The 12,348-nt window shown below is 64.4% G+C and carries 15 protein-coding genes; 11 read left to right on the top strand and 4 right to left on the bottom strand.

All coding sequences use genetic code 11. The features are described from left to right. Positions 1–102: 102 nt before the first annotated feature. Together K678_RS18670 and K678_RS17765 are read left to right on the top strand one after the other, a co-directional pair. On the top strand, positions 103–576 hold the full coding sequence (locus K678_RS18670; RefSeq protein ID WP_196802571.1) for a TolC family protein: 474 nt from the start codon (positions 103–105) through the stop codon (positions 574–576). Next, on the top strand, positions 573–827 hold the full coding sequence (locus tag K678_RS17765) for a P-loop NTPase family protein (RefSeq protein WP_021132601.1): 255 nt from the start codon (positions 573–575) through the stop codon (positions 825–827). The genes K678_RS18670 and K678_RS17765 overlap by 4 nt, the downstream gene beginning before the upstream one ends. Positions 828–885: 58 nt before the next feature. Here the strand turns inward: K678_RS17765 and K678_RS11385 are convergent, their stop codons facing one another. Genes K678_RS11385 through K678_RS11370 form a run of 4 tightly spaced genes read right to left on the bottom strand, consistent with a single transcriptional unit; the run spans position 886 to position 4,355 of the window. After that, on the bottom strand, positions 886–1,470 hold the full coding sequence (locus K678_RS11385; protein ID WP_021132600.1) for a PqiC family protein: 585 nt from the start codon (positions 1,468–1,470) through the stop codon (positions 886–888). Position 1,471: 1 nt separating this feature from the next. Next, positions 1,472–2,401: an MlaD family protein gene (locus K678_RS11380; protein WP_021132599.1), complete on the bottom strand. Its 930-nt coding sequence runs from the start codon at positions 2,399–2,401 to the stop codon at positions 1,472–1,474. Further along, the gene (locus K678_RS11375; protein WP_039852904.1) at positions 2,398–3,198 is read right to left on the bottom strand and encodes an ABC transporter ATP-binding protein; all 801 of its coding nucleotides are present in this window, start codon (positions 3,196–3,198) and stop codon (positions 2,398–2,400) included. Before K678_RS11375 ends, K678_RS11380 begins: the two co-directional genes overlap by 4 nt. A gap of 2 nt (positions 3,199–3,200) precedes the next feature. Continuing rightward, entirely contained in the window at positions 3,201–4,355 is a 1,155-nt protein-coding gene (locus K678_RS11370; protein WP_021132597.1) for an MlaE family ABC transporter permease, read from the bottom strand. Between the two features lie 317 nt (positions 4,356–4,672). Between K678_RS11370 and K678_RS11365 the strand changes: the two genes are divergently transcribed. The 9 genes from K678_RS11365 to K678_RS11330 all read left to right on the top strand — a co-directional run. Then, on the top strand, positions 4,673–5,041 hold the full coding sequence (locus tag K678_RS11365; RefSeq protein ID WP_039852909.1) for a PRC-barrel domain-containing protein: 369 nt from the start codon (positions 4,673–4,675) through the stop codon (positions 5,039–5,041). 50 nt (positions 5,042–5,091) lie between these two features. Next, positions 5,092–5,316, top strand: coding sequence for a hypothetical protein (locus K678_RS11360; protein WP_051185909.1), 225 nt, complete (start codon positions 5,092–5,094; stop codon positions 5,314–5,316). Positions 5,317–5,418: 102 nt separating this feature from the next. After that, complete coding sequence (locus K678_RS11355; RefSeq protein WP_021132594.1) at positions 5,419–5,931, top strand: Spy/CpxP family protein refolding chaperone; 513 nt, start codon at positions 5,419–5,421, stop codon at positions 5,929–5,931. A gap of 238 nt (positions 5,932–6,169) precedes the next feature. Then, the gene (locus K678_RS11350; protein WP_155804532.1) at positions 6,170–6,607 is read left to right on the top strand and encodes a hypothetical protein; all 438 of its coding nucleotides are present in this window, start codon (positions 6,170–6,172) and stop codon (positions 6,605–6,607) included. 101 nt (positions 6,608–6,708) lie between these two features. Continuing rightward, positions 6,709–7,080 carry a cupredoxin domain-containing protein gene (locus K678_RS11345; RefSeq protein WP_039852898.1) on the top strand — a complete coding sequence of 124 codons (372 nt, stop codon included), beginning with the start codon at positions 6,709–6,711 and terminating at the stop codon, positions 7,078–7,080. 85 nt (positions 7,081–7,165) lie between these two features. Beyond that, positions 7,166–8,431, top strand: a complete 1,266-nt coding sequence (locus K678_RS11340; protein ID WP_021132591.1) for a TolC family protein — start codon at positions 7,166–7,168, stop codon at positions 8,429–8,431. Then, complete coding sequence (locus K678_RS11335; RefSeq protein WP_021132590.1) at positions 8,424–9,599, top strand: efflux RND transporter periplasmic adaptor subunit; 1,176 nt, start codon at positions 8,424–8,426, stop codon at positions 9,597–9,599. Before K678_RS11340 ends, K678_RS11335 begins: the two co-directional genes overlap by 8 nt. Before the next feature lie 13 nt (positions 9,600–9,612). Then, complete coding sequence (locus tag K678_RS19770) at positions 9,613–10,509, top strand: efflux RND transporter permease subunit (RefSeq protein WP_021132589.1); 897 nt, start codon at positions 9,613–9,615, stop codon at positions 10,507–10,509. Then, positions 10,452–12,348 (top strand): efflux RND transporter permease subunit (locus K678_RS11330; RefSeq protein WP_021132588.1); only part of this gene is annotated, 1,897 nt, incomplete at its 3' end. The genes K678_RS19770 and K678_RS11330, both read left to right, overlap by 58 nt.

Genomic DNA, 12,348 nt, shown 5'->3' with positions numbered 1-12,348 from the left:
ACCGCCGCGCTGGAACGCTGGATGGCGACCGACGAGGCGCGCCGCTCGGTCACCCTCAGCCTGATTGCCCAAATCGCCAATACCTAGTTGGTCGGCCGGGAATTGGACGAGCGGATCGCTCTGGCGGTCCGCACGATCGACAGCCGCAGCGAATCCGCCCGCATCGCCCGCCGCCGCTATGAGGTCGGAGCCGCTCCCCGAATTGATTTGACCCAGGCCGAAACTCTACTCGGTCAGGCCGAAAACGCTTTGATTACCCTTGAACAGCAGCGGGAGCAGACTCGCAACGCCCATGCCGTACTGGTGGGGGCCCCGGTCGGGAGTGACATCGTGGTGCTGTCATCGGTCGAAGAGTCGGTTGTGCGGGATCAGTCGCCGGGTCTGCCGTCGAAGCTGCTGGAAGACCGCCCGGATATCCGAGGCGCCGAGAACCGCTTACGCGCAGCCGAGGCCGATATCGGTGCGGCGCGGGCGGCGTTTTTCCCACGCATCGCCCTGACCGGCGATTACGGCACCGCCAGCGCAGCCTTGGACGGCCTGTTCATGGGCGGAAGCAGCAATTCGGGATCGTCATGATCCTGGTCCTGATCCCGCTTCAGGTCCTGTCTGGCGGCCTGACCGCCCGCGACAGCATGTCCGAACTGGTCCAGGATTTGATGCTGATCGCGCCCAACACCCATTTCGTAACCCTGGCCCAGTCCATCTTGTATCGCGGTGCTGGCTTCGAGGTGGTGTGGCCCGAATTGCTGGCCTTGTTCGTCATCGGCAGCGGGTTCTTCGGTGCCACGCTTTGGTACTTCCGCAAGGCGATGACGAATATGGCCTGAGCGGACTGTTTCGTGACCGCAGCACTCGAGCGCCAGCGGTAACGGGGGCCACAGTGAATCACAGATCGGCTGCAATCCGGTCGGCGATCTGGCTGATCGTGTTGGTCAGGGCGACGACGACGGCTTCGTCGCTGAGGCCATCGGCAGACGCCATGACTGTAACCTCGGCACCAGCGGGGGCGATCCGCTCGGACAATTCGCCCGGAGCGGAAATTGTCCAATGCGCGCGAAGGGTACATAGACCGCCGCGCCGCAGGTCGAGAGCGGTGATATCGACGAATATCTTCCGCGCCGGATGGGTCGCGGACGGACGGGCGACGATCCGGGCGGACGGAAGTCGCTCGGCCAAAGCCGACGCCAGCGCGCTGGTAATCCCGATCGACAACCGTTCCCCCCAAAGTGCGGTCGAGCTGGGGCTGAGTTCGTTGCGCCCGCTGCGCAACAGGAAATCGGTCGTGTCCATATGGTCGGGAATCAGTACCGGCTTCAGCTCGATTATGGTCCGTCCTCGGTCGGTTTGCTCGCCGATGGCTGCCCCCTCCCCGCTTCCCAGGACATAGATATGCGGTTCCGGCCGGTCGACGCAGCCGACCGGCAGCGTGAGCAAAACCAGCGCGGCAAAGACTCTTCGGATCGCGGACATCTCATTTCCTCCGCAACGTTTCGATGGGGCTGCGCTCCAGATCGCGGGTAAAGCTGCGCAACGAACTGGCGCTGGCGGCAAGGTCGCGCATCGTGGCATCAAGATCGTCACGCATCTCCGAGCGCGGCTGGGACAGCCCGTCGAGAGAGGCCATCAGCGATTCGGCGTGGCGGGTGGTGCGCTCGGCAGTCTCCAGCACCCGCCTCCCGTCCAAGGTCAGCCGGTCGATCCCGCCCAGCGTCCGCCCGGCATCGGCTCCCAGCGTCCGCACCGCTGTTGAGGTAACCCGCAAGGTCTCGCGCGCATCAATCGCCGTCTGCCGGGACTCCTCGACCAGCAGACCCAGCACGTCGAAAACGGCCCCCATATGGCCCAGAGTGGCGCGGGTCTCGTCGACCAGTTCGCGCAGCGGCAGTTCGACGAACTTGTCCTTCAGATTTTGCAGGTCCGACGGCACCGAGGGGATTTCAGGTAAATCCATCTTCGGACCATGCGTCGTGATCGGCGCATCGGGACGGAAATCGAGATCGACGCCAAGCTGACCCGTCACCAGATTCGGCGTACTGAGCGCGGCACGCAATCCGGCGCGGACCAGTCGGGGGATTCCGGGCTCACTGCCCGGCTCGATTCCCTGGGGACCGATTTCCTCCCAGACGATCCGGTCGCTATCGAGTTCGAGATAGGTGGGAATCAGCGACGAACGGTCACCGACATTGAGGCGCAGCACGATTTTGCGCACCGACCCGACCCGGACACCGCGAAAGGTCACCGGCGCACCGACGGTCAACCCGGCGACCGAGGTGGGGAAAAACACCACCGCCCCCAGGGTCGGGGTGAACAGACGCAGCCCTCCCAGGAACAAGATAGCGAGAACGGCAATCCCCAGGCCACCCAACACGAACCCGCCGACGACAGTGGGTTTAGAGCTCATTTCGGACCTCCATTGCCGGGGGCAGACTCGGATTTAGGGGTCTCGCGATTCATGAAGGCATGAACCGTCGGATCGGCGCACTGGTCGCGCAGGTCTCGCGGCGCACCGATCGCGATGGCGGTGTTGGTGTCAGCGCTGAGAAAAATACCGGAATCGCAGATCGCAAACAGGCTGGGCAATTCGTGACTGACCATCACTATCGTGCTGCCGAAGCCGTCGCGCAGATCGAGAATCAGATCGTCCAGCCGACGCGCTCCGATCGGATCAAGACCGGCGGACGGTTCGTCGAGGAACAGGATATCGGGATCGAGCGCCATCGCCCGGGCAAGACCGACCCGCTTGCGCATCCCGCCGCTGAGATCGGACGGCATCATCTCGCCCGGCGCGGTCAACCCGACCAGATCGAGCTTGAGCCGGACCAGCCGGTCGATCTCGGGCGCCGACAATGTCGTGAACATCCGGAGCGGCAGGGCGACATTGTCGGCGATGCTCATCGAACTCCACAGCGCCCCGCTTTGAAACAGAACGCCGCAGCGGCGGCCGATCTGCTCGCGCCGCGCGTCACTGACCGCCCAGTAATCCTCGCCGCGCACCCGCATCGTTCCGGCGCTGGGGCGCAACAGGCCGATCAACGCCTTCAACAGGGTGCTCTTGCCGCAACCGCTGCCCCCCATGATGGCGAAGATCGATCCGGCGGGGACGGTAAACGACACATCGTGCTGGATCGGTGTCGAGCCATAGCCAAAAGCCAGTCCCTCGACAGCGATCTTCACCTCGGTCTGGGGAGCGCTCGACATAATCAGAAGCGGAGCGCGTTGGCGCAAACGGCGCAAACGGCATCCAAAGCGATGACGGCAACGATACCCGCCACCACGGCACGGGTGGCGGCCTGGCCGACATCGCTGGCGCTGCGTCCGGCGGACAGCCCGATCCGGCAGCCGATGATCGCGATCACGCCGCCAAAGGCGACGCTTTTGCCAAGCCCGAACAGGATTTGCGATCCGGCAACGGCGGTTTGCAGATGAGAGAGAAAGGTCGTCGAGGGCAGATTGAGCATCGCCACCGCAACCAGAAAACCGCCAAAAATCCCCGCCGCCGCCCCATAGAGATAAAGCAGCGGCATCATCAGGACCAAAGCCAGGATCCGGGGCAAAATCAGATAATCGTGCAGCGGAATGCCGACGGCACGCAGCGCGTCGATCTCTTCGTTGCCTAGCATCGTCGCTATCTGCGCGGCATAGGCCCCGCCAGTCCGACCCGACATCACCACGGCGGTAATCAGGGCGGCGATCTCGCGAACGACGGCGATGCCGACCAGATCAGCGACGTAGATGTCAGCCCCGAACCGGCGCAACTGAACCGCCCCGACAAAGGCAAGAATTCCGCCCATCAGCAGATTGACGACAATGACGATCCCCAGGGCGGAGGCGCCGGCGTCCTGAAGCGCGGTCAGCAGATCGGCCCCGCGCATCCTTGCCTGACCGCGCACCGCCGCCCCGCTCCGCAAGATGGTCTCGCCCAGAATGCGCGCGACCGCTTTCTCCTCGGCCCACAGGGAAAGCGCCCAAGTGCCGAGGATCAGACGCGGCGATCTCCGCGGTGGAACGGACGCATCCGGAGGCGGTTGACGCGGCAGCAGTGCCAGCAGCCGACGCGCCGAGGGTGGCAGCCCGGTTTCGTCGAGCGCCACGCCGCGTCGGTCGGCATCGCGGCGTAATTGCGCAACAAAGACCAGCAGCCCGGAATCCCACGCCCCGATCCGGTCGGTTTGAAAGCCAAGAGAAGACAGCCCCGGCACCGCCCCGATAGCCTCGATCGCGGCGGCCGGGACCGCATGACGGCGCGCAATCCAATCGCCGGACAGATCGACGGTACGACGTGCCCCCTCATCCCGACAGTCCCATGCCGGGGAGTCAAGGGCGGAGGACGGACTATCGGCGGCGGGCAAATCCATTGCATCCCTTCGGATGAGCCGCCTGGGATCGGCTTCATCCGCCTCAATAGATGCCGCTATTTATGAATAGCAATTCCGAACGATACGAACGCCATCACTCAGTGAAAAGGATCGGAAAATACGCTCATAGAGAAAATATTTCGTTACAAAAATACAATCATATTAATGAATATTAATATTCTTATTATTTTTAATTGCTTAAGTACATTCCGCAGCTTCCTCAAATCCGCTCCAGATTGATAAGTTCAGATCAGGGCGTTCATTCATGATCATCACGAATGAAACTGGTCCTCTATCCATTTTGCGGAGATATCAACATGACCGAATCTGTTTCGATCACGTCCGCGACGCTCATCAGTTCGAAGAAGATCACCGGCTCCGAAGTTTTCAATCTGGCGGGCGAAAAGCTCGGAACGATCGAAGACCTCCTGGTCGACAAGGTCAGCGGCCGGACCATCTACGCCGTTCTTTCGTTCGGTGGATTTCTTGGCGTCGGCGAACGGCACCACCCGCTGCCCTGGTCGACCTTGACCTATGACCTCGCCAAAAGCGGTTATCTGGTCGACCTCGATAAGAAGACGCTTGAAGAAGCCCCGAGCTACGGCCGTAACGAGGAATTTTCCTGGACCCCGGAATACGGCCACAAAGTCGATTCGTTCTACAAATCGCCGAATTACTGGAACTGATCGATCTCGCCCCCATGCCAATATTCGAAACAGCTCGGATGGACATGATCATGGCGACATTAAAGGCGAACGAGCACCACGCGGCGGCGGCTGCCCACAGCGAGAGTGCGGCGCAGCATCACAAGGAAGCCGCCAAACAGTTCGATAGCGGCCACCACGAAAAGGCCGCCCATCACGCGCAGGTCGCGGCGGGCCATTCCGCCCATGCGACCGAGCACGCCACGGAGGCGACCAAGAAATACGCCGAACAGCACAGCTCGACCTCGAAATCATAAGCCCGATGAAACCGAACGCGGATTCCGGTCCGCGTTCGGTTTTTGCTCTCGCATTCGCGTAAGTGGGCTCCCCCGCCACATCCCCTGCCGAAGGACTATCTAATGGTCACCCCATATCGGACGATTCTGTTCGCCGTCCCTCTTTTGTGGAGTTCCCTGGCGCTTGCCGAACCGGCATCTCCCGGCCGGGACGGACCAGTTCTGTCGCAACAGGAATTAACCGCCAAACACGCCAAGGCCTGCGACGACCATTACGCCAGGCGGGGCGGAGAACTCGGCTATCAGGAAGCGCGGTTCAAGCTGACCGAACCGCAGAAATCGGCCTTTGCCAAATATCGCCAGGATTCGCTCGCGGCGGCGGAAACCGTGCGGACCGCCTGTCACGCCGACGCCCCCAAGGTCGGAGCAAAGCCGACGGTGCTGGAGCGCGAAGCCCGTAAGGAGGCTCACCTGAAGCTTGAGCTTCAATCCCTTCAGGAGACCCGTCCGGCGCTGGAAGCGTTCTATGCGACCCTGACCCCCGATCAGAAGGAGATCTTCGATCAGGACAGCCACGACACTCCCCATACGAAGGATAAGACCAAGGGGAAGAACAAGCCCGAATCCGCGAAGTAACGATCGGATTTGGGCACGACATGAACGAGGAGTACGCACAAACAGAACAATTCATGGCGCAGCCCACCGGAGGATGGACGCTGGGGCCTAAATAGCTTCGGATTAATTTCCGCTTATAATCTGTCGGAGATCATCCCCAGCCCATCCGCACCCGGCCAGGGTAACGGCCGACATGTTCAAAAGTGACGAGGGAGTCGATCATGGTGGCGGGATGTCACCGAAAAATGATAACGATCGTGTGTCACTCACAGCTACGATCCTGATGAACCCCGTCCGTACCATCGCCAATCTGCTCCGTCGCGGCACCATCCTGGTGTCGCTGCTGGCTTTTTTGCTGGCGGGCTTGTTGTGCGTCGGCTGGGTGCTGTGTGTCGGCGGCGACGGCCATGTCGCGATCGAGAGCGTCAAGACGCAACCCCATCCGGGATCGGCATTTGCCGCTCCGCCAGACATTTCGGCGGCAGGGTCGCAAACTTGCGTTGATCTGCCTGCCGTCGAATCCACCTCTTCGTCGCCCCCCAGGCCGGAAGACCTGCCGATCGCGCCTCTGTTTGCGTTGGTCTGCCTGCTGTGGAGTCTGGCCTCGCCGGTGCGGCGCATCCTGGGCCCGTGGACCAGGCCGCGCGGGCGAGATCCTCGTCTGATCCAGCACCGCACCGTTGTTCTCCTGAACTGAGTTTCCTGTCGGATCAATCCGCGTTTGTGCGTGCGGCCACTGTGCCGCGTGTCCGCGCGTTCCCCCGTCAGACTTATTTCTGGAGAATCCCCATGCACCGCATGGCCAAACTTGCTGTCCTTGGCGCTTTGCCGCTGATCCTTTCCGCCTGCTCCGACCGTCTGGTCCGCTCGGTCGTCGTCCATGACGGCCATGTCGAGCAACAGACGATAACGGTTCGCTCCGGTGTTCCGTTCACTCTGACCGCGTCGGCGATCGATTCGCCCTCGGTCAGCGTCTTGGCACCCGAGATCGGGCTGGCCCCCATCGCTGTTCCAAACACCCAGGCCCCGCCGCCCAAACCCGGCCAGAGCCTTTCCTCCGCCGATATCGACAAGGTCCGGCTCGAGCTGGGCCCGGTCGCTCCAGGCAATTACCGGATCACGGTGGTGACGGGGGACACGGTGCACTCGGTTCCGCTGGTCGCCGAATAATCCCTTCGATTGAGCGTTGAGCGGACATCCCCGGTGGCAATGGCGCCGCCGGGGCTGGCCGCTCCGCCCCCATGAGGATTTCCCCATGACATCACGGACACTTGCCGTGCTGATACCGCTCGCCCTGCTGGGCGGGGCGGCGTCTGCCACTGCCGCCGACGTCGCGGCGCTTCCTGCCCCGGTCGAGGCGTTTCTTGCCAGCCTGTTCCCCGAACACCCGCGCACCCAGCTGTTCGAAGCGAACCGGGCCCGCGCCGCAGCCGAGGCCCTTGCCGCAGGCCAGGCGCTCTACAATCCCGAACTCGAATTCGACGCTACTCCGGAGATCTCCTCGCCGCCCGAGACGAAATTGTCGCCTCAGTACAGCGCCGCGATGCGCCTGTCGCTCGACGTCACCGACAAAAGCGGCCTCAGAGGCCGTCAGGGTGAGGAGACGGCGCTGGCCGCGCGGGCCGAGGCCCGACTGGCCCGCGTCGGGCTGGCCGCTGACATTCTTGCCGCCTTGGCCGAACGCGAGGCGGCTCGCGCTCGCCAAACCGCCGCGACCCGGCAGGCCGACCTCGCTACCCGTATCCTTGACGTCACGATCAAGCGCCAGAAGGCCGGAGAACTGCCCGCGATCGAGTTCGGCGCGGCGCAACTGGCCGCCGCCGATGCGAAACGCACGCAGGACGAAGCCGACCTCGCCCTGGTCGAGGCCGAGGAAGGACTTCGCGCCGCCTGCCTGTGCACGATCGAGATGGCTCCCTCTCTTCCGGCGGACCTCGTGCCACCGCCTGCCCTGTCCGAGGAGCGGATTCAGGAACTCGCCGCCCAGCGCCCCGAAACCGAGGCGGCCAGACGGCGGGCCGCAGCGGCGCGGCAGGGGTTTGATCTGGCCCGTGCCCAGCGCGTTCCCGACCCGACGATCCGCCTGGGCGGATCGAGCGAAGGCGAGGAAAAGCGCCTCCTGGTCGGCCTGTCGATCCCCATCCCGGTGTTGAATTCCGGTTCGGCCGAGGTCGGGGCAGCCGGACGCGCCCTGTCCGAAGCCGAGGCGCAGGAACGTCTGGTCGTGCAGGAAGCGGCTCAGATGATCCGCAAGACGGCTCGGGCCTATCGCCGCGCCTTCGACGCCGAGCAATCGTGGCGCGCTCAGGCGGTCCCGGCAGTGGAAAGCCAATCGGCGCTGCTGACCCGTCTGTGGCGGGCGGGCGACCTCTCCGCCACCGATTTGCTGGTGCAGATGCGTGAAACCGCCCGCTCCGAGACGGCGGCGATCGACGCCCGCGCCACGGCCTGGAGCGCCTATGCCAGCTTGGTCCGCGCCACCAGCCTCGACCTTGTGAGTGGGAGTGCCCGCCATGACTAAGCTGACGCGAGCGAAGACGATCGGCCTCGGCCTGGCCGGGCTGGCCCTGGTGGGTGGCGGTGTGCTGATCTGGATGGCGGGTGGCGGGACCAACGCCCCGACCCAAGAGATTATCGACCGCAAAAACGAAGCAAAGGTCGAAGGGAGCCACACCGAGTCCGCCGGTGTGGAGATCTCTCCCGAGGCGATGGCCCAGGCTGGAATCCGTGTGGCACCCCTGATGCCCCGGGTGGTGCCGCTCCTGATCCGTGCCCCTGGCGAAGTGGTGACCAACCGCTTCGGTAGTGGGGTGGTGACGCCACCCACCACGGGTACGGTGACCGAACGCCGCGCCGCGCTGGGTGACCGGGTGCGCAAGGGTCAGGTGCTGGCGGTGCTCTATAGCCCGGAGATGGCCGAAGCGCTGAGCCAGTTCCGCATCGTCGAGCAGGAATGGCGGCGGGTACGCGAGCTGGGGCGCGAGATCGTTTCCGACAGACGCTTTAACGAGGCACGGGCCGCCCGCCAGCAGGCCTTGACCCGTCTGGTCGGGTTCGGCGTTTCCCCGTCTCAGCTTGAGGCCGTGGCCGAGCGCGACGGCGCTGCCGCTGGCCACGTCCAGCTCGTCGCTCCCCGCGACGGCGTGGTGGGATCGGATGCCTTCGACGTGGGCGAACTGGTGGTGCCGGGCCGGACCCTGTTCACCATCGTCGACGAGCGCACCGCCTGGATCGAGGCGCGGGTTAGTCCGGTGCAGGCCCAGAATCTGCGGGTGGGCCAACTGGCCACCCTTCGGGTTGGGGATGCCGAGATCGCGGCGGTGCTGCGCAGCGTTCAGCCGATGGTCGACCCTGTGACCCGGACCGTGACTCTACGCTTCGACGCCGGAAACGCCGACGGCCTTCTGCGGTCCGGCCTGTTCGTCGAGGTCGAGATTCCCGTCGAGGGCGGCGCGCCGGTTTTGGCCCTGCCGCTCGACGCGGTGCTGCGCGGCCCGGATGGCGATTGGCAGGTGTTCTTCGCCGATGACGCAGGGCGGTTCAGGCCGGCCGAGGTCAAGCTGATGCGTGCCGACGCCAGGATTGCGGTGGTCGAAGGCATCGACCCCGGCACGCCGGTGGTGGTGGCCGGGGCCTTCTTCGTTCAGTCCGAAGCCGCCAAAGGCGGCTTCGACCCACACAACCACTGAGCCGAGGCACGTCATGTTGAACAAACTGATCGGCCTTGCGGTCGTCAACCGGCTCTTGGTCGTGCTGGCGCTGGTCGCCACCCTGGTCGCGGGCACCCTGATCTTGCCCCGCCTCAGTCTCGACGCCTTCCCCGACGTCACCAACGTTCAGGTCACCGTCAACACCGAGGCGCGCGGGCTGGCCGCGCCCGAGGTCGAACAGCTCATCACCTTCCCGATCGAAGCGGTGATGGTGGCGATGCCCGCCGTCGAGTCGGTGCGTTCGATCTCCAAGTCGGGTCTGTCGATGGTCACCGTGGTGTTCAAGGACGGCACCGATATCTATTTCGCCCGTCAGCAGGTGTTCGAACGTCTCCAGGCGGCGCGCTCACAGATCCCCGACGGAGTCGGCATCCCCGAGATCGGGCCCAACACGTCGGGATTGGGGCAGGTGTTTCAATACATCCTGCGCCCAGAGGTCCCGGGATCCTTCGATACGACACAATTGCGCAGCCTCAACGACTGGCTGGTCAAGGTGCTGCTGGCCCCGGTACCGGGGGTGGTCGACGTCCTTTCCTTCGGCGGCGAGGTGCGGCAGTACCAGATTCAGTTAGAGCCGACGCGGATGCTGTCCTACGGGCTTTCGGTCGAGGCCGTCAAAGCGGCGGTCGAGGCCAACAACCGCAACGCCGGAGGCTGGTTTCTTGACCGGGGCGCCGAGCAATTGGTGATCCGTGGCGTCGGTCTGGTGCGCGGGGCCGAGGACGGGCTGGCCGACATCGCCCGCATCCCGGTGAAGGAGAAAGGCGGCGTCGCGGTTCGGATCGGCGACATCGCCACCGTCGCGTTCGGGGGGAAATTCGCCAGGGTGCGGTGTCGGCGACCCTGCGCGCCCCCGACGGGACTCCGCAATCCCTGGGTGAGGTGGTGACCGGCATCGTGCTAAAGCGTCTGGGTGCCAATACCAAGGCCACCATCGACGGGATCAAGGCGAAGCTGCCGGTGATCCAGAAGGCATTGCCGCCAGGAGTGGTGATCGAGCCAGTCTACGACCAGGCCGACTTGGTGTCGCACGCGGTTCAGACCGTCACCTCGGCCCTGGTCGAGGCGTTCGTGCTGATCCTCGTCGTGTTGGCTCTGTTCCTGATGAACATTTCGGCCACGGTGCTGGTTCTGATCTCGGTGCCGATCTCGATCGGGCTGGCCTTGATGGCGATGTCGGCCTGGGGGCTGTCGGCCAACCTTATGTCGCTGGGAGGACTCGCCGTCGCCATCGGGATGATGGTCGATGGCTCGGTGGTGATGATGGAGAACATCTTCGCCCATCTGGCCCGCCGCGAGCCCGGCACCGAACGCGAGGGCGTGCCGCTCGCCATCCTGGAAGCGGCGCGAGAGGCCGGCCGGCCGGTGTTCTTCGCCGTGCTGATCATCATCGTGGTCTTCGCGCCGTTGTTCGCCCTCGAAAGCGTCGAGGGAAAGATGTTTCAGCCGATGGCGCTCAGCATCGTGCTGGCGATGGTCGCCTCGCTTGGTGTCGCCCTGGTGGTGATCCCGGCCCTGGCCACCTATGCCTTCCCTCGCGGTGTGCGCGAACGACATTCCCCGCTGCTGCGGCCGGTGGAACGTCTGTACCGCCGGGTGTTGCCAACGGCGCTGCGTGCGCGCAAACGGGTAATCGGATGCGCTCTCGCCCTGCTGCTGGGGGCGCTGGCCCTGGTGCCATTCCTCGGGACCGAATTTGTTCCCGAGTTGGAAGAAGGCACCCTCAACATCCGTGTCACGCTGGCACCGTCGGCCAACCTTGATACCGCGCTGGCCGTCGCGGCAAAACTCGAGAAACTGGTGATCGCTTTCCCCGAGGTTACGTCCGTTTCCAGCCGGGTGGGCCGCCCTGAACTGGGCGGCGACCCCGAGCCGGTTTCCAATATCGAGATGCTGGTCGGCCTCACGCCGGTCGCGGACTGGAAAACGGCGAAGACCCGCAAAGCGCTTCAGGCGGCGATGGAGCAGCGTCTGTCGCTGCATCCCGGTCTGCTGTTCTCGTTCTCGCAGCCGATTGCCAATCGGGTTGACGAACTTCTGTCAGGGGTCAAGGCGCAACTGGCGATCAAGCTGTTCGGCCCCGACCTTGACGTTCTTGCCCGCAAAGGGACGGAGATCGAGACGTTGGTGAAGGGCATTTCCGGAACCCGTGACGTGGCGCTCGAACCCGTGGAGGGCGAGGCGCAATTGGTGATCGTTCCCGACCGCGATCGGCTGGCCCGCCATGGTATCGCCATCGCCCAGGTGATGGATCTTGTCGCCGACGCAATCGGCGGAACCACCGCCGGACAAGTGATTCAAGGGAATGAACGCTACGACATCATGGTGCGTTTGGCCGCTCCCCACCGCGCGACGCCGGAAGCGATTGGTGCCCTGATCCTTGCGGCGCCGAACGGGGCCTGGGTCCGCCTCGCCGACGTGGCCCGTGTCGAAATCGCCAGCGGTCCACCGCAGATTCGCCGCGATGACGTCCAGCGCCGTGTGGTGGTTCAGGCCAACGTCGAGGGCCGCGACATGGGCGGTGTGGTCGCCGAGATTGACCGTAGCATTGCCGAGCGGATCACTCTGCCCCCCGGCTATTCGGTGGTGTTCGGCGGCCAGTTCGAGAACCAGGCCCGTGCCCAGGCCCGCCTTGCCGTGGTGGTTCCCGCATCGCTGGGGCTGATCTTCCTGCTGCTCTACGTCGCCTTCGGCTCCGTGGGTCAGGCGGCGCTGATCATGCTGGCGG

Source organism: Magnetospirillum fulvum MGU-K5, assembly GCF_000442515.1.
In the GTDB taxonomy this organism is placed as follows: domain Bacteria; phylum Pseudomonadota; class Alphaproteobacteria; order Rhodospirillales; family Magnetospirillaceae; genus Phaeospirillum; species Phaeospirillum fulvum_B.
This window is presented reverse-complemented; position numbering and strand designations above follow the sequence as displayed.

Excerpts from the sequence above, each read along its gene's own strand:
- K678_RS17765 (WP_021132601.1), top strand. The coding sequence starts at position 573 with ATGATCCTGGTCCTGATCCCGCTTCAGGTCCTGTCTGGCGGCCTGACC.
- K678_RS11385 (WP_021132600.1), bottom strand. The coding sequence starts at position 1,470 with ATGTCCGCGATCCGAAGAGTCTTTGCCGCGCTGGTTTTGCTCACGCTG.
- K678_RS11380 (WP_021132599.1), bottom strand. The coding sequence starts at position 2,401 with ATGAGCTCTAAACCCACTGTCGTCGGCGGGTTCGTGTTGGGTGGCCTG.
- K678_RS11375 (WP_039852904.1), bottom strand. The coding sequence starts at position 3,198 with ATGTCGAGCGCTCCCCAGACCGAGGTGAAGATCGCTGTCGAGGGACTG.
- K678_RS11370 (WP_021132597.1), bottom strand. The coding sequence starts at position 4,355 with ATGGATTTGCCCGCCGCCGATAGTCCGTCCTCCGCCCTTGACTCCCCG.
- K678_RS11365 (WP_039852909.1), top strand. The coding sequence starts at position 4,673 with ATGACCGAATCTGTTTCGATCACGTCCGCGACGCTCATCAGTTCGAAG.
- K678_RS11360 (WP_051185909.1), top strand. The coding sequence starts at position 5,092 with ATGGCGACATTAAAGGCGAACGAGCACCACGCGGCGGCGGCTGCCCAC.
- K678_RS11355 (WP_021132594.1), top strand. The coding sequence starts at position 5,419 with ATGGTCACCCCATATCGGACGATTCTGTTCGCCGTCCCTCTTTTGTGG.
- K678_RS11345 (WP_039852898.1), top strand. The coding sequence starts at position 6,709 with ATGGCCAAACTTGCTGTCCTTGGCGCTTTGCCGCTGATCCTTTCCGCC.
- K678_RS11340 (WP_021132591.1), top strand. The coding sequence starts at position 7,166 with ATGACATCACGGACACTTGCCGTGCTGATACCGCTCGCCCTGCTGGGC.
- K678_RS11335 (WP_021132590.1), top strand. The coding sequence starts at position 8,424 with ATGACTAAGCTGACGCGAGCGAAGACGATCGGCCTCGGCCTGGCCGGG.
- K678_RS19770 (WP_021132589.1), top strand. The coding sequence starts at position 9,613 with ATGTTGAACAAACTGATCGGCCTTGCGGTCGTCAACCGGCTCTTGGTC.